Source organism: Hydrogenophaga sp., from assembly GCF_022844385.1.
Taxonomy (GTDB): Bacteria; Pseudomonadota; Gammaproteobacteria; order Burkholderiales; family Burkholderiaceae_C; genus Hydrogenophaga.
This window is the reverse complement of the sequence record NZ_JALHLX010000023.1, coordinates 19,193-39,796: the sequence shown is the minus strand read 5'-3', so window position 1 is coordinate 39,796 and position 20,604 is coordinate 19,193. Positions and strand designations below refer to the sequence as shown.

At 66.3% G+C, this 20,604-nt stretch carries 20 protein-coding genes; 8 read left to right on the top strand and 12 right to left on the bottom strand.

Going from position 1 to position 20,604, the window contains the following annotated elements:
- The 3 genes from Q0C59_RS06990 to rodA all read right to left on the bottom strand — a co-directional run.
- On the bottom strand, positions 1–648 hold a 648-nt coding region (locus tag Q0C59_RS06990), incomplete at its 3' end, for a PmbA/TldA family metallopeptidase (RefSeq protein WP_291213501.1).
- A 38-nt stretch (positions 649–686) separates the two neighbouring features.
- Entirely contained in the window at positions 687–1,574 is an 888-nt protein-coding gene (locus Q0C59_RS06985) for an NAD(P)-dependent oxidoreductase (RefSeq protein WP_291213499.1), read from the bottom strand.
- Entirely contained in the window at positions 1,571–2,725 is a 1,155-nt protein-coding gene (gene rodA / locus Q0C59_RS06980; RefSeq protein WP_291213497.1) for a rod shape-determining protein RodA, read from the bottom strand. Before rodA ends, Q0C59_RS06985 begins: the two co-directional genes overlap by 4 nt.
- A 22-nt stretch (positions 2,726–2,747) precedes the next feature.
- Here rodA and Q0C59_RS06975 point away from each other — a divergent pair, with 22 nt between their 5' ends.
- From Q0C59_RS06975 to Q0C59_RS06940, 8 genes are read left to right on the top strand one after another with little or no spacing between them, the layout of a single operon-like run.
- Complete coding sequence (locus Q0C59_RS06975) at positions 2,748–3,356, top strand: YqiA/YcfP family alpha/beta fold hydrolase (protein ID WP_291213495.1); 609 nt, start codon at positions 2,748–2,750, stop codon at positions 3,354–3,356.
- Between the two features lie 24 nt (positions 3,357–3,380).
- Positions 3,381–5,465 carry a ribonuclease catalytic domain-containing protein gene (locus Q0C59_RS06970; protein WP_291213493.1) on the top strand — a complete coding sequence of 695 codons (2,085 nt, stop codon included), beginning with the start codon at positions 3,381–3,383 and terminating at the stop codon, positions 5,463–5,465.
- Between the two features lie 28 nt (positions 5,466–5,493).
- Positions 5,494–6,363 carry an energy transducer TonB gene (locus tag Q0C59_RS06965; protein ID WP_291213491.1) on the top strand — a complete coding sequence of 290 codons (870 nt, stop codon included), beginning with the start codon at positions 5,494–5,496 and terminating at the stop codon, positions 6,361–6,363.
- The gene (mtgA, locus tag Q0C59_RS06960; RefSeq protein WP_291213488.1) at positions 6,364–7,110 is read left to right on the top strand and encodes a monofunctional biosynthetic peptidoglycan transglycosylase; all 747 of its coding nucleotides are present in this window, start codon (positions 6,364–6,366) and stop codon (positions 7,108–7,110) included.
- Positions 7,107–7,724: a lysophospholipid acyltransferase family protein gene (locus Q0C59_RS06955; RefSeq protein WP_291213486.1), complete on the top strand. Its 618-nt coding sequence runs from the start codon at positions 7,107–7,109 to the stop codon at positions 7,722–7,724. Before mtgA ends, Q0C59_RS06955 begins: the two co-directional genes overlap by 4 nt.
- Positions 7,724–8,713 (top strand): phosphatidate cytidylyltransferase, encoded by a 990-nt coding sequence (locus Q0C59_RS06950; RefSeq protein WP_291213484.1) that lies wholly within the window; start codon positions 7,724–7,726, stop codon positions 8,711–8,713. The genes Q0C59_RS06955 and Q0C59_RS06950 overlap by 1 nt, the downstream gene beginning before the upstream one ends.
- Entirely contained in the window at positions 8,710–9,258 is a 549-nt protein-coding gene (gene ruvC, locus Q0C59_RS06945; RefSeq protein ID WP_291213482.1) for a crossover junction endodeoxyribonuclease RuvC, read from the top strand. The genes Q0C59_RS06950 and ruvC overlap by 4 nt, the downstream gene beginning before the upstream one ends.
- 2 nt (positions 9,259–9,260) lie before the next feature.
- Positions 9,261–10,823: a cache domain-containing protein gene (locus Q0C59_RS06940; protein WP_291213480.1), complete on the top strand. Its 1,563-nt coding sequence runs from the start codon at positions 9,261–9,263 to the stop codon at positions 10,821–10,823.
- An 18-nt stretch (positions 10,824–10,841) separates the two neighbouring features.
- On the opposite strand, the gene Q0C59_RS06935 is transcribed toward Q0C59_RS06940, so the two are convergent.
- From Q0C59_RS06935 to ftsW, 9 genes are all read right to left on the bottom strand, one after another.
- Positions 10,842–11,018: a hypothetical protein gene (locus Q0C59_RS06935; protein ID WP_291213478.1), complete on the bottom strand. Its 177-nt coding sequence runs from the start codon at positions 11,016–11,018 to the stop codon at positions 10,842–10,844.
- 8 nt (positions 11,019–11,026) lie between these two features.
- Positions 11,027–11,950 carry a UDP-3-O-acyl-N-acetylglucosamine deacetylase gene (gene lpxC, locus Q0C59_RS06930; protein WP_291213476.1) on the bottom strand — a complete coding sequence of 308 codons (924 nt, stop codon included), beginning with the start codon at positions 11,948–11,950 and terminating at the stop codon, positions 11,027–11,029.
- Between the two features lie 399 nt (positions 11,951–12,349).
- Complete coding sequence (gene ftsZ, locus Q0C59_RS06925; RefSeq protein ID WP_291213474.1) at positions 12,350–13,555, bottom strand: cell division protein FtsZ; 1,206 nt, start codon at positions 13,553–13,555, stop codon at positions 12,350–12,352.
- Positions 13,556–13,718: 163 nt separating this feature from the next.
- Entirely contained in the window at positions 13,719–14,948 is a 1,230-nt protein-coding gene (gene ftsA / locus Q0C59_RS06920; protein WP_056270025.1) for a cell division protein FtsA, read from the bottom strand.
- 13 nt (positions 14,949–14,961) lie between these two features.
- A complete protein-coding gene (locus Q0C59_RS06915; RefSeq protein WP_291213472.1) occupies positions 14,962–15,756 on the bottom strand; it encodes a cell division protein FtsQ/DivIB in 795 nt (264 codons plus the stop codon).
- A 15-nt stretch (positions 15,757–15,771) separates the two neighbouring features.
- Positions 15,772–16,737, bottom strand: a complete 966-nt coding sequence (locus tag Q0C59_RS06910; RefSeq protein ID WP_291213470.1) for a D-alanine--D-alanine ligase — start codon at positions 16,735–16,737, stop codon at positions 15,772–15,774.
- A gap of 80 nt (positions 16,738–16,817) precedes the next feature.
- Positions 16,818–18,227, bottom strand: coding sequence for a UDP-N-acetylmuramate--L-alanine ligase (gene murC / locus Q0C59_RS06905; RefSeq protein ID WP_291213468.1), 1,410 nt, complete (start codon positions 18,225–18,227; stop codon positions 16,818–16,820).
- Entirely contained in the window at positions 18,224–19,300 is a 1,077-nt protein-coding gene (gene murG, locus Q0C59_RS06900) for an undecaprenyldiphospho-muramoylpentapeptide beta-N-acetylglucosaminyltransferase (protein ID WP_291213466.1), read from the bottom strand. The genes murC and murG overlap by 4 nt, the downstream gene beginning before the upstream one ends.
- Entirely contained in the window at positions 19,297–20,541 is a 1,245-nt protein-coding gene (ftsW, locus tag Q0C59_RS06895; RefSeq protein ID WP_370654596.1) for a putative lipid II flippase FtsW, read from the bottom strand. The genes murG and ftsW overlap by 4 nt, the downstream gene beginning before the upstream one ends.
- Positions 20,542–20,604: the final 63 nt, after the last annotated feature.

Genomic DNA, 20,604 nt, shown 5'->3' with positions numbered 1-20,604 from the left:
GCCGCCGCCGCCCGACGAGCCCACCTCGCGGCGGCCAGCCTGCTCGGCGATCACGGTGACCGACAGGCGGATCAGCGGGCGCACATCGGCAGCCAGCGTGCCGTCGGCACGCGCCACCAACACCACGTCGTGCTCGGCGGCCAGACCGGCCATCACCTGCACCACACGCGGGTCCTTGGCCTTGGCCATTTTTTCCACCTTCTCCAGCAGTGCCACCTTGGCCGTGCTGTCGAGCGTGCCGATCGGGTCCACGCCGCCGTAGAGCGAGCGCGACTTGGCCACCTTGGAAGCGGGCGTCTTCACCTTCTTCGACTGGCCCTGGCCGGAGATGCTGCGCACGGTGTGCGCGGCGTCCAGCAGCGAGTCCCAGGAGAGGTCGTCGGAATAGGCAAACGCGGTCTTCTCGCCACTGACAGCGCGCACGCCCACGCCCTGGTCGATGCTGAAGCTGCCGGTCTTGACGATGCCCTCTTCCAGGCTCCAGCCTTCGCTGCGCGTGGTCTGGAAATAGAGGTCGGCATCGTCCACGCCGTGCGACATGATCTCGCCCAGCGCGCGCTGCAAATGCGCGGGCGTGAGGCCAAACGGTTCGAGGAGCAGGCTTTGGGCGGTGGCCAGACGGGCCAGGGTGGGTTCGCGTGAAATCATGGGGTCATTGTAAGAACGACCCGCCTTGCGCGCTCGCGTCAGGGTCTTGGAGCGTTCTGGCGCAAGAAGGGGAGCAACGCAGCGTCGTCCAGATCAGCCATGCCCGCCTCATGGGCCGCTTTGAACACCCCGGCCGCACTCGCGCCCAGCGGGCCTTCAAACCCGACACTGCGCGCCGCCGCCACCGCCAGCCGGGTGTCTTTTTCCAGCAGGGTCACATGGGCGCGCGGCGCCAGGTCGCCGTTGATCGCACGGCGCATGCGGTCCGAGCCGATCCAGCTCTGGCCGCTGGAGCGCTCGATCACGTCCAGCGTGGTGGTGAGGTCCAGCCCCAAACGTTCGGCCAGGGCCAGCACCTCGGCGGCGCCCACGAGGTTGATGCCGGCCAGCAGGTTGTTGACCAGCTTGGTGCGCGCACCGTCGCCCACGCGTTCGCTGATGCGGATCACGTTGAGCGACAGGGCCGCCAGCAGATCTTCGTGTCGCTGCAGCACCGCAGCAGGCGCGGCCACCATCAGGCTCATGCGACCGTCGCGCGCGCGCTGCGGGCCGCCCGACATGGGCGCGTCGATGCAATCGACGCCCTGCTCTGCCAACCGCAAGGCAATGGACACGGTGTCGTCGGGCGCGATGGTGGGGCACAGCACCACGGCCTGCCCGGGCCGCAAACCGCTGGCCGCACCCTGCTCGCCCCACAGCACTTCACGGCACTCGTCGGCGTCCACCACCACGATCACCAGCGCTCCCTGGGGTCCGAGCTGGGCGACGGCCGAGAGCGGTGTATCGGCCAGGCTGGCACCTGCGGCCAGGGCCTGCTGCTGGCGCAGCGGATCGGTATCGCACACGGTCACGGGCCAGCCGGCTTCGCACAGCCGCTCCACGAGCGCGCCGCCCATGTTGCCCGCGCCGACAAAAGCGACCGTCATGACTGCATGAAGCGCCGGGACTTGGCGATCGACATCAGCATGCCCAGCCCCACGCCCATGGTCACCATCGCGGTGCCGCCGTAGCTCACGAACGGCAAGGGCACGCCCACCACCGGCAGGATGCCGCTGACCATGCCCATGTTGACGAAGGCATAGACAAAGATGTTGAGCGTGAGCGCACCGGCGAGCAGGCGCGAGAACAGCGTGGGCGCTTCCATGGCGATCACCAGGCCGCGCACGATGAGGAAGATGAAACCAGCCATGAGGCACAGCGTGCCGACCAGACCGAACTCTTCGGAGAAAGCGGCGTAGATGAAATCGGTGGTGCGCTCGGGGATGAACTCCAGATGCGTCTGGGTGCCCTGCATGAAGCCTTTGCCCCACACCCCCCCGGAGCCGATGGCGATCATGCCCTGGATGATGTGGAAGCCCTTGCCCAGCGGGTCCTTGGAGGGGTCCAGCAGCGTGCACACACGCTGGCGCTGGTACTCGCGCAGCACATGCCAGTCGACATCGGGCGCGCACAGCTGGCCCTCGAATGCGATCAGCAGCACGATGCCCACCGCGCCGATCAGCACCGGTGGCAGGATCAGCTTCCAGCTCAGGCCGGCGAAAAAGATCACGAACAGGCCAGACGACAGCACCAGCAAAGAGGTGCCCAGGTCGGGCTGCATCAGCACCAGCGCCACCGGCAACACCAGCAGCAAGCCGGCAGCCAAGAAGTCCAGCGCTTTCAGCTGCCCCTCTCGGCGGTGGAACCACCAGGCCAGCATGAGTGGCATGGCGATTTTCATGAGCTCGCTGGGCTGGATCACCATGCCCACGTTCAACCAGCGCTGCGATCCCTTGCGTTCGATGCCGAAGAATTCCACGCCCAGCAACAACATCACGCCCAGCGCGTAGGCCGGCAACGCCAGGCTCATGAGCCGGTGCGGCGGAATCTGCGCAACGATGAACAGCACGCCGGCCGCGATCAGCATGTTACGGCCATGGGACTCGAAACGCGTGCCGTGGTCGAACCCGACCGAGTACATCGTCAACAACCCGGCACCGGCCATGACCAGGATGGCCAGCAACAGCGGCAGGTCAAAGCCCTGGAAGACCGGGGCAATGCGTTGCAGCAGGGAGGGTTTGTCGAACACGGCGGACATGGCCCGCGATTATCCTTCGCCGATGAACGCCACCACCACTCACTTGCTCTATCTGCACGGCTTTCGCTCCTCGCCGCATTCCATGAAAGCGCAGAAGGTGGCCGCGCGGGTGCGGACCGAACACCCGGGCGTGGTCTGGTGGTGCCCGCAGCTGCCGCCCTCGCCCGCCGAGGCCATGGAGCTGGTGATGCAAGGCACGGCCAACTGGCCGCGCGACAGCATGGCGGTGGTGGGCTCGTCGCTCGGCGGCTTCTACGCGCGCTGGGTCTCGCTGCAGACCGGTTGCCCTGCGGTGCTGCTGAACCCGGCCCCGTTCCCGGCACGCGATCTTTCGGCTTACATCGGCGAGCAGACTGCGTGGCACGACCGCCAGGAACGTTTCTTTTTCCAGCCCGGTTTTGTGGACGAGCTGAAGGTTCAGCAGGCAGACATCGAGCGGCTGGCGGCCCGGCAACCTGCCACCCCCGAAGGATTGTTCGCGATCGTGTGCAAAGGCGATGAAGTCCTGGATTGGCGCGAAATGCAGGCTTTCTGTGCCGGTGGGACCATCCGGCTCTTGCCCGGCAGTGACCATGCGATCAGCGACTTCGACGACCACATCGATGAAGTCTTTGCCTTCATGGGTCTGTAGCCGCCCCATGGGACAATCCCGCCCATGCACATCCTGTTTGATGAAGCCGGCAAGTTGTTGACCGGCCGCCTCCTGTCCGAGGCTGAAAGTTCCCTGCAAGTCGAGCTCGATTCCGGCAAGCGCGTCAAGGTGAAGTCGGTCAACGCGCTGCTGCGGTTTGAAAAACCCGCCCCTGCCGCCTTGATGGCCTCGGCCACCGAGCTGTCCACCGACATGGACCTGGCCCTGGCCTACGAATTCGCACCCGAAGACGAATTCGGTTTTGCCGATCTGGCGCGCGAGTACTTCAGCAGCAGCGCCAGCACCGCCGAGCAGGTGGCAGCACTCCTGTGCCTGCAGGGCGCGCCGCACTACTTCCGCCGCGCCGGCAAAGGCCGCTACAAGAAGGCCCCGGCCGACATCCTGGCCCAGGCACTGGCCGGTATCGAGAAAAAGAAACAGCTGCAGGTGCAGATCGAGGGCTGGGCCGCCGAGCTCGCCAGCGGCACCTGCCCCGAGCCGGTGCGCCAGCAGCTCTACAAGATCCTCTTCAAACCCGACAAGAACGCGCCCGAATACAAGGCCGTGGTCGAGGCCGCGCGCAGCAGCCACACCGCGCCGCTCACGCTGCTGCAGAACGCCGGCGCCATCAGCAGCGCCTACCAGTTCCACTGGCAGCGCTTCCTGTTCGACCAGTTCCCCAAGGGAACCGGCTTCCCGGCGCTGCAGGCCCCGGTGATCACCGACGAGCTGCCTTTGGCGACCGTGCAGGCGTTTTCCATCGACGACTCGCACACCACCGAGATCGACGATGCGCTCTCGCTGCAAGGCCTGGGCAGCGGCTCGGTCACGCTGGGCATCCACATCGCCGCACCCGGTCTGGCCATCGTGCCCGAGAGCGCCATCGACCAGGTGGCGCGCCACCGTCTGTCCACCGTCTACATGCCGGGCCACAAGATCACCATGCTGCCCGACGAGGTGGTGCAGGCCTACACGCTGATGGCCGGGCGCGACTGCCCCGCGGTCTCGCTCTACGTGACGTTCGACGAAGCCACGCTGGCCATCACCGACACGCGCACCGTGCTGGAGCGGGTGCCGATCGCGCAGAACCTGCGCCACGACCAGCTCGACACCGTGATCACCGAGGCCTGGCTCTCGGGCGAAGCCCCGGCCAGCAACGCCGTGCCCGAGATCGCCGCGCTGCAGCCCACGCTGGCCTTCATCTTCACGCTCGCGCGGCATCTCAAGGCCCAGCGCGAGGTGGTGCGCGGCAAGCCGGAAAACTTCACCCGGCCCGACTACACCTTCCGCCTCGAAGGCAAGACCGGCGACGAACCGGTGGGCGACGAGGTGGTGGTGATCGGCACGCGCCAGCGCGGCGCGCCGCTCGATTTGATGGTGGCCGAGGCCATGATCCTGGCCAACAGCACCTGGGGCAACTGGCTCAACGACTGCGGCGTGCCCGGCATCTACCGCAGCCAGGCCAGCATGGCACCCGGCGTGAAGGTGCGCATGGGCACCAAGGCTCAGCCACACGCCGGCATCGGCGTGAAGAGCTACGCCTGGAGCACCTCGCCCCTGCGCCGCTATGTGGACATGGTCAACCAGTGGCAGATCATTGCCTGCGCGCGCCACGGCAAAACCGCAGCACTCGCCGCGCCCTTCAAGCCCAAGGACGCGAACCTGTTCTCCATCATCAGCGCGTTCGACGCCGCCTACACCGCCTACAACGGTTTCCAGAACGGCATGGAGCGCTACTGGACGCTCAAGCACCTGCAGCAAAGCGGCACCACCGAACTCACCGCCACGCTGGTGAAAGACAACCTCGTGCGTGCGGACACGCTGCCGCTGGTGTTGCCGGTGATGGGCGCCGACGGACTGCCGCGCGGCGCGCATGTGCGCATCAAGCTCGGCGAGATCGACGACATCACACTGGACGTGCACGGCACCGTGATCGAACGCCTGGACCTGCCGGTGGACGAAGGCGCTGACGACAGCGCGGGTGAGGACGGTGAGGACGAAGAAATGTCCGCGCCGCTGGCCCTGGCCATCGACGTGAACGAGGGTGATGGCAGCGAGCCCGCCGCCCAGCCGACCGAGGCCACCGACCCGGCAGGCCATTCGGCCTGAACGAGCGGGCCACACGGATAATCGCCGCGTGAAGACATCCACCCTCGCGTTTCTGAAAGGCCTGAGCACGCTGCAGCTGGCGCTGGGCATTTCCATCGCGTTGCACGCCGCCGTGCTCACGGTGCGGTTCGTGAACCCAGAGGGTTTCAACCGCGCTTTTCAGGACACGCCGCTGGAAGTGATCCTGGTCAACGCGCGCAGCAACGAGCGGCCCGAGAAAGCCACCGCGATTGCACAAGCCTCGCTCGCCGGTGGTGGCGACGCGGTGCGCGGGCGCTCCACCTCACCCTTGCCGCCCACCGCGGTGGCGCGCGTGGGCGACACGCCGGAAGAAGACGAACGCAAGATCGAGGCGCTGCGCGAGCAACAAAACCAGTTGCTCGCCCAGGTGCGCCGCGAGCTGGCCAGGATGCCCGCGCCCGACACCCAGGCCGCGAACCCCAGCCGCGAGGTGGTGGAGCGCGAAGAAAAGCGCAAGGCGCTGGTGAAGATCCTGGCCGAGATCGAGCGGCGCATCAACGAAGAGAGCGCCCGGCCCAAAAAACGCTACATCAGTCCAGCCACGCGCGAGGCGGTGTACGCCATCTACTACGACGAACTGCGCCGCAAGATCGAAGACCGAGGCACCACCAACTTCCCCGAGGCCGCCGGCCGCAAACTTTACGGCGAGCTCACCATGATCATCACGGTCAACCACACCGGTGGTGTGCTCGACACCGAAATCGTGCAGACCTCGGGCAACAACCTGCTCGACCGCCGAGCCCAGGCCATCGTGCGCAGCCTGGCTTTCGGCCAGTTCAACGACGCCATGCGCCGCCAGGCCGACCAGATTGTGGTGGTCTCGCGCTTCCGTTTCACGCGCGACGAGACGCTGCAGACCCAGTTGTCGGGCCAATAGATGCGCTCCCTTGGTCGCTGGGTGTTGTGGATGTTGCTGGCCAGTGTGGCGCTGCAGGTGTTCTTTGCGCTGCGCATCGCCGCCATGGTGGTGATCGACCCGACCAGCACGGCCTTCATGCGCTCCGAAGCGTGGCGCGTCGGCAAAGAGAGCATGACCACCGACAAGACCTGGCGCTGGTCGCACCAGTGGGTGGCCGGTGACAAGATCAGCCCCAACCTCAAGCGCGCGGTGATCGCGTCCGAAGACGCAGGCTTTCTGGAGCACGGCGGCGTGGACTGGGAAGCGATCGAAACCGCGTGGCAGAAAAACGAGAAGCGCCAGCAGCAAGCCGAAAAACGCGCCGCTGCCCAGCCCAACAAACCGGTGCGCGAGCCCAAGGTGGTGGGCGGCTCCACCATCACGCAGCAACTCGCCAAGAACCTGCTGCTCTCGGGCGAGCGCCAGTTCCTGCGCAAGGGCCAGGAGCTCGTGCTCGCGCTGGCCCTGGAGGCGCTGCTGAGCAAGGAGCGCATTCTGGAGATTTACCTCAACAGCGTGGAATGGGGCGAAGGTGTGTTCGGCGCCGAAGCCGCCGCGCAGCGTTACTTCAAGAAACCAGCCAGCAAGCTCAGCGCCTCCGAAGCCGCGCGCCTCGCGGTGATGCTGCCCTCGCCCAAGTTCTTCGAAACGCGCCAGGGTTCGGCCTACCTTGCCCGGCGCACCGGCACCATCGTGGCCCGCATGGGCGACGTTCAGCTGCCATGAACCTGCGCGCCACCGCCATGAGCGTGTTCCTGCTCGGCCTGGTGCGCCTGCTCACTGGCGCGCAGGCGCGCTGGCACGGCTGCCCGCCCAAGGCCGAGCAGCGCATCTACTTTGCCAACCACCAGAGCCACGCCGACCTGGTGCTGATCTGGGCCGCGCTGCCGCACGAGTTGCGCAGCATCACCCGGCCGATCGCCGCCAAGGACTACTGGACCGCCTCCAACTTCAAACGCTGGATCACCACCGAGGTGTTCAACGCGGTCTATGTGGAGCGCGAACGCAAAGGCGACGAAGACCCGTTGCAACCGCTGATCAACGCACTGGAGAGCGGCGACTCGCTCATCCTGTTTCCCGAAGGCACGCGTGGCCACGAAGAGGACCCGCAGCCGTTCAAGTCGGGCCTGTACAACCTCGCCCAGCGCTTTCCGGGCGTGGTGCTGGTGCCGGCCTGGATCCACAACGTGCAGCGCGTGATGCCCAAGGGCGAGGTCGTGCCGGTGCCGGTGCTGTGTTCGGTGACCTTTGGTGAACCGGTGGCACTGGGGTTTGACGAGCCCCGTGCCGATTTTCTGAAGCGAGCTCGCGAGAGCGTCATCGCTCTGAGGGAAGTCTGATGAGCTCCTTCGTGCGCAGCCTCTCTCCCGAGCAACAGGTCAGTCTGTTGTTCGTGCTGCTGTTCGGCCTGCTCTTCATTGCCAGCGGCGTGAGCGTGTTGCTCTCGGTGCGCGAGCGCCGTGCCGGGGAAGACGAATCCGGCGAACGGGAACTGCGCCTGCGCGACAACCAGGCGCTGCTGCGCAGCTCGTGGGGCATGGCGCTGGTGTTCTGGATCGGCTGGGCGCTGGGCGAAGGTGTCGCCATCGTGCTGTTCGGCTTCGTGTCGTTTTTCATCCTGCGCGAGTTCATCAGCCTCTCGCCCACGCGGCGCGGCGACCACCGCAGCCTGGTGCTGGCTTTCTTCATCGTGCTGCCGCTGCAATACGCGCTGGTGTGGACCGAACGCTTCAACCTCTTCACCGTGTTCATCCCGGTCTATGTGTTCCTCGCCATTCCGGTGGTGAGCGCGCTGGGCAACGACCCGCAGCGCTTTCTGGAGCGCAACGCCAAGCTGCAGTGGGGCATCATGGTCTGCGTCTACGGCATGAGCCATGTGCCCGCGCTGCTGTTGCTCAACTTCCCCGGCTTTGTGGGCCGCACCGCCTTCCTCGTGTTCTTCCTGGTGCTGGTGGTGCAGACCTGCATGCTGGTGCAGCACATCGCGTCGCGCCGCATGGGCACACCGGTTGCGCCCGCCATCAGCGAGAGTTTTCACTGGCGCAGCTGGGCCATGGGTCTCGCGGCGGGCGGCTTGCTCGGTGCGCTGCTGGCCGGGCTCACCCCGTTCAAGCCGCTGCCCGCGCTGGCCATGGCGCTGGTGGCCTGCGTGGCCGGGTCGATGGGTCATCTGGTGATGAAGGCCATCAAACGCGACCGGGGCGTGACCCACTGGGGTTCTGCAGGCCGCTCCACCACCGGCGCCAGCGGCCTGCTCGACCGCGTGGACGCGCTGTGTTTTGCCGCGCCGGTGTTCTTCCATTCGGTGCGCTGGACCTTCGACCTATGAGAATCCTCGGCATCGACCCCGGCCTGCAGTGCACCGGCTTCGGCGTGATCGACACCGACGGCCCCAACCTGCACTACGTGGCCAGCGGCACCATCCAGACCAGCCCGAAGGACGGCGCGCTGCTGCCTGCACGGCTGAAGATCCTGTTTGACGGGATCACCGAGGTGGTGGCGCGCTACCAGCCCGAGGTCTCGGCCTGCGAGATTGTGTTCGTCAACGTCAACCCGCAGGCCACGCTGCTGCTGGGCCAGGCGCGCGGCGCCTGCCTGACCGCGCTGGTGGCCAACCACTTGCCGGTGGCCGAATACACCGCGCTGCAGCTCAAAAAGGCGGTGGTGGGCTACGGCAAGGCGGCCAAGCCGCAGGTGCAGGAGATGGTCAAACGCCTGCTGAAGCTGCCCGGCCTGCCCGGCAAGGACGCGGCCGACGCGCTGGGCCTGGCCATCACGCACGCGCAAGTGAGCCGCACGCTGCTGGCGATCAACAAGGTCTCAACGCTGCAGGCGCGTTCGAGCGCGTCCTACAAGGCCGGCCGGATCTACTGAACATGTTCAAGCTCGTGCAACGCCGCTTCAGCCTGGGGGCCTGGCTTGCGCTGGCGTTCACCCTGCTCTCGCTGCTGCTCACGGTGATGCTCACCGTGTTCAGCGACCGCACCGCCAGCACCCAGGTGCGCCGCAGCATCGGCAACAACCTGGCCGAGTTGGCCAACCAGACCACGAGCCGGCTGGACCAGGCCATGTTCGAGCGCTACCGCGAGGTGCGCCTGATCGCCAACCGCCTGAGTGGACCGCTCGACCTGGTCGAGGTGAAGCGTGAAATCGAAGCGTTGCAGCAGAGTTACCCCACCTACGCCTGGATCGGTGTGACCGACCCGAGCGGCAAGGTGCTGGCCGCCACCCGCAACATGCTCGAAGGCGCCGACGTGTCGCAACGCCCTTGGTTTCAAAACGCACTCAAGGGCCAGGCCGTGGGGGATGTCCATGAAGCCCTGCTGCTGGCTCAGCTCATGGGCAGCCCGGGTGGTGAGCCGATGCGTTTTGTCGACATTGCTTTCCCTCTCAAGGACGACGACGGTCAGATCACCGGCGTGCTGGGTGTGCACCTGTCGTGGAAGTGGGCACGGGACATCGAACAGGCGATCTTTGTGCCGGTGGGCCGCAGCCGCAGCATCGATCCGCTGATCGTCTCCAGCACGGGCGCGGTGCTGCTCGGGCCACCTGAGGTGGAAGGCACTGTGCTCCAGTTGCGAAGCGTCGATGAAGCGCTGCAGGGCAAGCAGGGGTTTGTGCGCGAGACCTGGGCCGATGGTGAAGACTATCTGGTGGGCTACAGCAGCGACCGGGGTTTTGAGGACTACCCGGGCCTGGGCTGGCGTGTGCTGGTGCGGCAAGACCTCGATGAAGCCTATGCGCCGGTGGACCAGTTGCACCGGCGCATGCTGCTGGGCGGCGGGGTCGCGGCGCTGTTGTTTTCCCTGCTGGGTTGGGGTCTGGCGCGCTGGATCACGCGCCCGCTGCTGGGCCTGGCCGATGTGGCGCGCGGGCTGGAGGCGGGTTATACGGTGAAAGTCCCCGCGTCCAGCGCGTATGAAGAAGTCGCCATCCTGGGTGGTGCCTTCAACTCGATGGTGAAGACGCTGCAGCACAACGAAGAAGAGTTGCGCCAGCTCAACGTGTCGCTGGAGCGGCGCGTGCTGGAACGCACCGCCGAGCTGCAGAGCAGCTTCGAACGCATGGACGACAGCGACGCCCGCACACGAGCCGTGATCGACACCGCGCAGGAACCGTTTGTGGGCATGGACTTCGAGGGCTGCATCACCGACTGGAACGCCGAGGCCGAAAAACTGTTCAGCTGGAGCCGCGAAGAAGCACTGGGGGAATCGCTGGCACACCTGGTGGTGCCCGTGCGTTACCAGGTGGCGTTCATCGAAGCTCTGGCGCAGTTTCACCAGACGGGCAACGCGCCCTTTGTGGGTCAGCGCATGCGCCGCATCCTGGTGGACCGCCATGGCAACGAGCTGCCGGTGGAACTCAAGATCGGGCTGATCAACACCGAGCGGCTCAAACTGTTCAGCGCCTTCATCAGGGACCTGCGCGAGCAGTCCTGAAGCGGCAACGGAGCAGGCTCACAAGAGCCGTTCGAGCACCAGCACAGCGAAAAAGCCCAAGGCGGCGATCACCGTCCATTTGAGGATGACCACGCCCCAGGTCCGAAAGCGGGCCTGACCGGTGCCCACGTAGAACGCAAAGCACACGCCGGCGGCGATCAGCAGAAAAAGAACGGTCCAGCGAAACAGCAACATAGGGGTGTCTACCAAGCCGGCGCCAGCTGCGCAAAGCCGTGCGGCGCTTCGCGATCCTGCTCGAAGCTCACCACCTCGTAGGCATCAGGACGCGCGAGCAAGGCACGCAACAGCTGGTTGTTCATGGCGTGGCCGCTGCGAAACGCGCTGTAGGCGGCGAGCAGCGGTTTGCCCACGATGTAGAGATCGCCCATGGCGTCGAGGATCTTGTGTTTGACGAACTCGTCCTGGTAACGCAGGCCATCGGCGTTGAGCACCTTCACGTCGTCCATCACGATGGCGTTGTCCAGCCCGCCGCCGAGTGCCAGGCCGTGCGAGCGCATGGCTTCCACGTCCTTGGTGAAACCGAAGGTCCGCGCGCGCGCGATCTCGCGGGCGTACTGTCCGCTGCCAAAGTCGAACTCCACGCGTTGCCCGGTGGAGTTGACGGCGGGGTGGTCGAACTCGATTTCGAACGCGAGCTTGTAGCCGTGAAACGGATCGAGCCGCGCCCACTTCACTTGTCTGCCCTCACCCTCACGAACCTCCACCGGTTGGGTGACGCGGATGAAACGCTTGGGCGCCTTCTGCATCACGATGCCGGCGCTTTGCAGCAAATACACGAACGAAGCAGAGGAGCCGTCGAGGATGGGCACTTCTTCGGCGGTGATGTCCACGTAGAGGTTGTCCAGCCCCAGGCCGGCGCAGGCGCTCATGAGGTGCTCGATGGTGTGCACCTTGACGTTGCCGTTGGAGATGGTGGAGGCCAGGCGCGTGTCAGTGACAGCGGTGGCGTTGACCGCAATCTCCACCGGTTCGGGCAAATCCACGCGGCGGAACACGATGCCGGTGTCAGGCGGTGCCGGGCGCAGGGTGAGCTCCACACGCTGACCGCTGTGCAGGCCGACGCCCACCGCTTTGGTCAGGGATTTGAGGGTGCGTTGCGCGAGCATGGGCTGGATTTTAGGTTTTGCAGCGTTTTGGCGCATTTGGGAATCGTGATGGCCGCGATAGGCTGGGGATGTCTTGCCGGGCAGTTTTCCCCGATGGGTCCGGTCATCGGCGACCACGGGGCACGGCTCCGCGAACGTCCCCCGGGGCCTTTGGCCCCTCCTCCTTGATTTCGCTGCGCCGTGCCCCATGGCCGCCGATGACCTCGTTGGCACTCGGCCGACGAGAGAAACCAACGCCACTTCAGCTCGGGAGTGAGTGGCGTTCTGCGCAGCGGCATAAAGGAGGAGGGGCCGCAGGCCCCGGGGGACAGCCGCGGAGCAGAGCGCCGCTCACTCCCGAGCCCGCCAAGGTGCAGGCGCGAAACGCCCCCGCCCCCGCACCCGCACCCAGACCCCGACTCAATCCGCCTGCTTGCGCAAGAAAGCAGGAATCTCGAAATCGTCCATGCCACCCGACGCCAATGCGTCCACCTTGGCCGCAGCCTGGGTGCGGTTGGTTCGCCACACGCTGGGCACGGCCATGGAGTTGTAGTCGGGCTGTGCGCCCGGACCACCCACGGCAGCGTTGACGGTGGGCACATTGAACGGCACGTTGTCTGTGCCGGTACGCAGCACCTGCAGCGGAGGCGCCGTGCGGCGCACACCCTGGCGCGACAGACCCGTGGCCACCACCGTCACACGCATCTCGTCGCCCAGGCTGTCGTCGTAAGCCGCGCCGTAGATCACGTGCGCTTCGGAAGACGCATAGGCGCGGATGGTGTTCATTGCCAGCTTCGATTCGGACAGCTTGAGCGAGCCTTTGGCCGCAGTCACCAGCACCAGCACGCCCTTGGCGCCTGAGAGGTCGATGCCTTCCAGCAGCGGGCAGGCCACAGCCTGCTCGGCGGCGATGCGCGCGCGGTCCGGACCGGCGGCCACGGCCGTGCCCATCATGGCCTTGCCGGGTTCACCCATCACAGTGCGCACGTCTTCAAAGTCGACGTTCACGTTGCCGTACTCGTTGATGATCTCGGCGATGCCGCCCACGGCGTTCTTCAGCACGTCGTTGGCGTGGGCAAAGGCCTCGTCCTGCGTCACGTCGTCGCCCAGCACTTCGAGCAGCTTCTCGTTCAGCACCACGATCAGCGAATCCACGTTGGCCTCGAGTTCGGCCAGACCGTGGTCGGCGTTGGTCATGCGGCGGCCGCCTTCCCAGTCGAACGGCTTGGTGACCACGCCCACGGTCAGGATGCCCATTTCCTTGGCCACGCGGGCGATCACAGGCGCAGCACCCGTGCCGGTGCCGCCGCCCATGCCGGCGGTGATGAAGAGCATGTGCGCGCCCGCAATGGCTTCGCGGATCGAATCCACCGCCACTTCGGCGGCTTCACGGCCCTTGTCGGGCTTGCTGCCAGCGCCCAGGCCGGTATTGCCGAGCTGGATGGTCTTGTGCGCGGCGCTGCGCGAAAGCGACTGCGCATCGGTGTTGGCGCAAATGAACTCCACGCCCTGCACGCTGCGGGCGATCATGTGCTCGACCGCGTTGCCGCCGCCACCGCCCACGCCGATGACCTTGATCTGGGTGCCCAGGTTGAATTCTTCGACTTCAATCATTTCGATGCTCATGGTGTGCTCCTTGTGTGCCTGTTGATGGGCGCTTGTGATTCAAAAACGTTTCGGATTCGGGTGCGGATCGGGGTCGGGATTCAGCCAGGCGGTCCAGTGCACTCGCTACATCGGGTGCGGAAGCGGGGCCGGGTGTTCGGTGCGGGTGTGATCAAGTGCTTCATCAGAAGGTCCCCACAAACCAGTTTTTCATGCGTTCGAGCGCGCCCTGAACCGAGCCCGCCTTTTGCGAAACCTTGTGGCCACGCACACGCGCCAGCCGCGCTTCTTCGAGCAGACCCATCACCGTGGCCGCGCGGGTCTGCGCCACCATGTCAGACAGGGCGCTGGCGTAGTTCGGGATGCCGCGGCGCACCGGCTTCAGGAAGATGTCTTCACCGAGTTCAACCATCCCGGGCATCACCGCGCTGCCGCCCGTGAGCACGATGCCCGACGACAGCATTTCCTCGTGGCCCGAATCGCGCAGCACCTGCTGCACCAGCGAAAAGATTTCTTCCACCCGCGGCTCGATCACGCCGGCCAGGGCCTGACGGCTCAGCATGCGCGGGGCGCGGTCACCGAGACCGGGCACCTCCACTTGCGTGTCCGGGTCGGCCAGCAGCTGTTTGGCGCAGCCGCTTTCGACTTTGATGTCTTCGGCGTCTTTGGTGGGCGTGCGCAGCGCCATGGCGATGTCGCTGGTGATGAGGTCGCCCGCGATCGGGATCACGGCGGTGTGGCGGATCGCGCCGCCCGAGAAGATGGCCACGTCGGTGGTGCCGGCGCCGATGTCGACCAGCGCCACGCCGAGTTCCTTCTCGTCGTCGGTCAGCACCGCCTGACTGCTGGCCAGCGGATTGAGCATGAGCTGGTCCACCTCCAGGCCGCAGCGGCGCACGCACTTGATGATGTTTTCTGCCGCGCTCTGCGCCCCGGTGACGATGTGCACCTTGGCCTCGAGCCGGATGCCGCTCATGCCGATCGGCTCCTTCACTTCCTGACCGTCGATCACGAACTCCTGCGGCTCCACCAGCAGCAGGCGCTGGTCGGTCGAGATGTTGATGGCCTTGGCGGTTTCGATCACGCGTGCCACGTCGGTGGCGGTGACTTCACGGTCCTTGATGGCCACCATGCCGCTGCTGTTGATGCCGCGGATGTGGCTGCCGGTGATGCCGGTGTAGACGCGGGCAATGCGGCAGTCGGCCATCAGCTCGGCCTCTTTCAGGGCCTGCTGGATGCTCTGCACCGTGGCGTCGATGTTGACCACCACGCCGCGTTTCAAGCCGTGGCTGGCGGCCACGCCCAGGCCCGCAAGCTTGAGCTCGCCGTTGGGCTGGACCTCGGCGACCACCACCATGATCTTGGCGGTGCCGATGTCGAGTCCGACCACCAAATCCTTGTATTCCTTGGCCATGATTGCTTCTTGATTACCGTGTGGGTTGCGTTGCGTTGGGGGCGATGTCGGTGACGGTGGTCACGCCGCGCAAGCGCAGGGCGTAACCGTTGGGGTAGCGCAGATCGACCGATTGCAGGGCACCGGCGTAGCGTTCGGTGAGCTGGGACAGCGTGGCGCTGAAGCGGCGTGCGCGGGCCACCAGTTCGTCGGGCGTACCGCGGCCCAGTTCAACCTGCGCACCGTTGTCCAGTCTGGCGCGCCAGCTGCCGCGCTCGGTGAGTTCGAGCCGCTCCATGCCGAGTTCGAGCGGGGCCAGTTCGGCCCGCAGCAGCTGGTACACGGTCCACACCTGCGCCGACTGGTCGGCCGGCCCGGCGAGTTCGGGCAGGTTGTCGCTGTCGTCGGGGCTGGCTTCAAACACTTCACCGAGCTGGCTCACCAGCCGGCCCGAGCCCGACTCGCCCCACCAGGCCACGGCCTGGTGTTCCTGCAGGGTCACGCGCAGGCGGTTGGGAAATTCGCGCTGCACCACAGCCTGGCGCACCCAGGGCACGGCCTCGAACAGATCGCGCACCTGCTGCAGGTCAACCGTGAGGAAGCTGCTGGACAGGCGCGTCTTCATCTGCGTGGCCAGCTGGGCGCGAAAACTCACGGCGTTCTGGTGCACCACATCACCGTGCACCGTGATGGCCTTCACCGTCCACACCGGGTGGCGCACCAGCCACGTGCCCAGCGCACCCAGGCACAGGAGCACAAACAGCACGAGCAGCGCTTGCGTGAGCGCTGTCATGAGCTTGATGTCCAGGGGCATGGGTGTGGTGGCCATGGTGGTGGGTTGCGATCAGGCCGGGTTGTCCAGCGAGGCGGTGGCGAGCACGGACACGCACAGGTCTTCGTACGACAGGCCGGTGGCGCGCGCCGACATCGGCACCAGCGAGTGGCCGGTCATGCCGGGTGAGGTGTTGATTTCCAGCAAGTAGGGTTTGCGCGTGGCGGCGTCGATCATCACGTCGGCGCGTGCCCAGCCTCGGCAGTCCAGCGTCTTGAAGGCCTGCAGGACCAGCGCCTGGATCACCGCCTCTTCACCCTCGGGCAGGCCGCAGGGCACGAGGTATTTCGTGTCGTCGGTGAAGTACTTGTTCTGGTAGTCGTAGTTGCCGTCGGGGGCCACGATGCGGATCACCGGGAGCGCGTGGGCGCTGTCGCCCGTGCCCAGCACCGGGCAGGTGACTTCGTCGCCCGCAATGAACTGCTCGCACATGACCAACGGGTCCTGCTTCGCGGCGAGCTCGTAGGCGGCAGCGCACTGCGCCTCGCTCGTGACTTTGGTCAGGCCGATGGTGGAGCCTTCGCGAACGGGCTTGACGATCATGGGCGTGCCCAGGGCGCGGTACGCGGCCACGGTTTGTTCGACGCTGTGCACCTGGCGCCAGGCCGGCGTGGCCAGGCCCTCGGCCATCCAGATGCGCTTGGTCATGAGCTTGTCCATGGCCACGCTGGATGCCATGACGCCCGGTCCGGTGTAGGGAATACCCAGCAACTCGAGGGCGCCTTGCACGGTGCCGTCTTCGCCGAAACGGCCATGCAGCGCGATGAAACAGCGGTCGAAGCCTTCGCGTTTGAGTTCGTCCAGGCTGCGCTCGGCCGGGTCAAAGGCGTGGGCGTCCACGCCCTTGGACTGGAGCGCCGCCAGCACGCCGGTGCCCGACATCAACGAGACCTCGCGTTCGGCCGAACGCCCGCCCATCAAGACCGCCACCTTGCCAAGTGAATTCGGATCGATCACTGCGTTGTCCTTTGTGTTCATGCGAGCCGGCGCCGGGCCGCCCCAAGCCGGCTCCTCCCCCTCGGGGGGCAGCGATCCGCGCAGCGGTGGAGCGTGGGGGCTCATTGAGTCACTTCCTGAGCCAGTTCCATCACGCGGCCGGCTACCGCGCCCACGGTGCCCGCGCCCATGCACAGGATCACGTCACCGTCCTGCGCGTTGTCCAGCACGGCCTGCGGCATGGCGTTGATGTCGTCCACAAACACCGGCTCCAGCTTGCCGGCCACGCGCAGTGCGCGCGCCAGCGAACGGCCGTCGGCCGCCACGATGGGGCTCTCGCCGGCGGCGTACACCTCGGCCAGCAACACCGCGTCGGCGTGGTTGATGACCTTCACGAAGTCCTCGAAACAATCGCGGGTTCGGGTGTAGCGGTGCGGCTGAAAGGCCAGCACCAGCCGGCGGCCCGGGTAGGCACCGCGCGCGGCGGCCAGCGTGGCCGCCATCTCCACCGGGTGGTGGCCGTAATCGTCCACCACGGTGCAGGTGCCACCGGCAGGCAATACCGCTTCTCCGTAACGCTGGAAGCGCCGGCCCACGCCCTTGAAGTCGGCCAGCGCCTGCACCACGGCGGCGTCGTCCACACCGAGCTCCACCGCGATGCCGATGGCAGCCAGCGCGTTGAGCACGTTGTGGTCGCCCGGCAGGTTCAGCACGATGTCCAGGTCAGGCAGTTCCACGCCGTTGCGGCGTTGCACGGTGAAGTGCATCTGCGTGCCGACCGCACGCACGTTGACGGCGCGCACTTGCGCGTCTTCGGAGAAGCCGTAGCTGGTGATGGGCCGTGCAATCAGCGGCAGGATCTCGCGGATGGCCGCGTCGTCCACGCAGACCACGGCCGCGCCATAGAAAGGCATGCGGTGCAGGAACTCGACGAAGGCGGCCTTGAGCTTGCCGAAGTCGTGACCGTAGGTGTCCATGTGGTCGGCGTCGATGTTGGTCACGACCGACAGCACCGGCAGCAGGTTCAGGAACGAGGCGTCGGACTCGTCGGCCTCGACCACGATGTACTCGCCCGAACCCAGCGCAGCGTTCACGCCCGCGCTGTTCAGGCGCCCGCCGATCACGTAGGTGGGGTCCATCTCGGCGGCGGCCAGCACGCTGGCCACCAGGCTGGTGGTGGTGGTCTTGCCGTGCGTGCCGGCAATGGCCACGCCCTTCTTCATGCGCATGAGTTCGGCGAGCATCACCGCGCGCGGCACCACCGGGATCAGCTTGGCATGCGCCGCCACCACCTCGGGGTTGTCTTCCTTCACGGCTGTGGAGGTGACGATGGCGTCTGCCCCTTCGATGTGCGCGGCGTCGTGGCCGATGAAGACCTCGGCACCGAGGGCCACAAGACGGCGCGTGACGGTGCTCTCGCCCAGGTCGCTGCCGGAAATGCGGAAGCCCTGGTTGAGCAGCACCTCGGCGATGCCGTTCATGCCGGCGCCGCCGATGCCAACGAAATGAATATGACGAATGGCGTGTTTCATTTTTGATCGACTTTCGCGAGTTGCTCGCAGGCGGACACCACGGCCGCCACGGCTTCTGTTTTCTGCAGCTGTTTGGCCTTCTCGGCCATGGCCACCAGCTGTTCGCGCTGCAGGCTTTGCAGGCGGAGCGCGAGTTGCTGTGGGCTGAGTTCGGGTTGTGGCACCAGCCAGGCCGCACCCGCGTCCACGAGGAACCGCGCGTTGGTGGTCTGGTGGTCGTCCACCGCCGAGGGAAAAGGCACGAACAACGCGGCCGCGCCCACGGCGGCGATTTCGGTCACGGTGCTGGCGCCGCTGCGGCAGACGATGAGGTCGGCATCGGCGAAGGCCTGGGCCGTGTCGTCGATGAAGGGCGTGAGTTCGGCGTGTACGCCGGCGGCGATGTAGTTGGCGCGCAAGGCGTCGATCTGCTTTTCACCGCTCTGGTGAACCACGGAGGGTCGCTGCGGCTCGGGGATCAGCGCGAGGGCCTGCGGCACCACATCGTTGAGCGCCTTGGCGCCCAGGCTGCCACCGACCACCAGCAGCCGCAGCGGGCCGCTGCGGCCGGCAAAGCGCTCGGCTGGCGCGGGCTGCCGCAGGAAAGGCGCGCGCAATGGGTTGCCGACCCACTGGGCCTTCTTGAAGACGTTGGGAAACGCGGTGAAGACCCGATCGGCCACACCGGCCAATACCTTGTTGGCCATGCCGGCCACCGAGTTCTGCTCGTGCAGCACGAGGGGCTTGCCGGCTAGCACGCCCATCATGCCGCCGGGAAAACTGATGTAGCCGCCCAGGCCCACGACCACATCGGGCTTGACGCGGCGCACCACCTGAAGGGCTTGCCAGAAGGCGCGCAGCAGGCGCAGTGGCAGCAAGGCCAGCGTGAGCACGCCCTTGCCGCGCACACCGCCAAAGTCGATGGTTTCCAGCGCAAAGCCACGCGGGGGCACAAGCCGGCTTTCCATGCTGGCCGGCGCGCCCAGCCAGTGCACGCGCCAGCCGCGTTCGCGCAGGGCTTCTGCCACGGCCAAGCCCGGAAAGATATGACCGCCGGTGCCGCCGGCCATGATCAATGCGCAAGGCATGGTCATGACCTGCCGCCTTTCATCATCTGGCGGTTCTCGTAGTCCACGCGCAGCACGATCGCAATTGCGATGAGGTTGAGCAGGATCGCGGAACCGCCATAGCTCATCAGCGGCAGGGTCAGGCCTTTGGTGGGCAACGCGCCCAGGTTCACACCGATGTTGATGAAAGCCTGAAAGCCCACCCACAGGCCCACGCCCTGCGCCACCAGGCCGGCAAACACCTGATCGAGCGCAATGGCCTGACGGCCGATGTGCATGATGCGGCGCGTGAGCCAGAGGAACAGGCCGATGAGCACCAGCACGCCCACGAGGCCGAACTCCTCACCGATCACGGCGAGCAAAAAGTCTGTGTGGGCTTCGGGCAGCCAGTGCAGTTTTTCCACGCTGCCGCCCAGCCCCACACCAAAGATCTCGCCGCGACCAAACGCGATCAGCGAGTGGGAGAGCTGATACCCCTTCCCCAGTGCGTGCTCCACGCTCCAGGGGTCGAGGTAAGCAAAGATGCGTTCGCGGCGCCAGTCGCTGGCCATGATCATCAGCGCGAACGCCGAGACGACCACCGCTGCAATGAGGAAGAACATGCGCGCGTTCACACCGCCCAGGAACAGGATGCCCATGGCGATCACCACGATCACCATGAACGCGCCCATGTCGGGCTCGGCCAGCAGCAACATGCCCACCACCGCCACGGCCACCGCCATGGGTGTCACGGCCTGGAAGAAGCGCTGCTTCACGTCCATCTTGCGCACCATGTAGTCGGCCGCGTAGAGCAGCACGGCCAGCTTGGCGAGTTCGGACGGCTGGAAGTTCATGATGCCCAGCGAGATCCAGCGGCGGGCACCGTTCACACCCTTGCCGATGAAGGGAAACAGCACCAGCACCAGCAGCACCAGCGCCACGGCAAACAGCCAGGGTGCCATTTTTTCCCAACTGCGCATGGGGAACTGGAACGCCACCATGGCCGCCACCAGACCGATGGCCATGGAGATGCCGTGGCGCATCACAAAGTGGGTGTGGGCGTAGTTGGCAAAGCGCGGGTTGTCGGGCAGCGCAATCGACGCTGAATACACCATCACCAGGCCCCAGGCGAGCAGCGCCACCACCACCCACAGCAGCGGTTGGTCAAAACCGAGTTCGCGCACGGCCACGTTGCGCGTGCCTGCGTAGGTGCGGTTGGACAGGCGCACCGGCAGGCCGTCGCGCGAGGAACCACCGGCCAGCACGCCGGCCAGGTCGCGGCCCAGCAGGCGCGGATTGAGCGCGGCCAGTCCTTCGCGCAGGCGCTGCGACCAGGTCAGGGTGGGCACGGC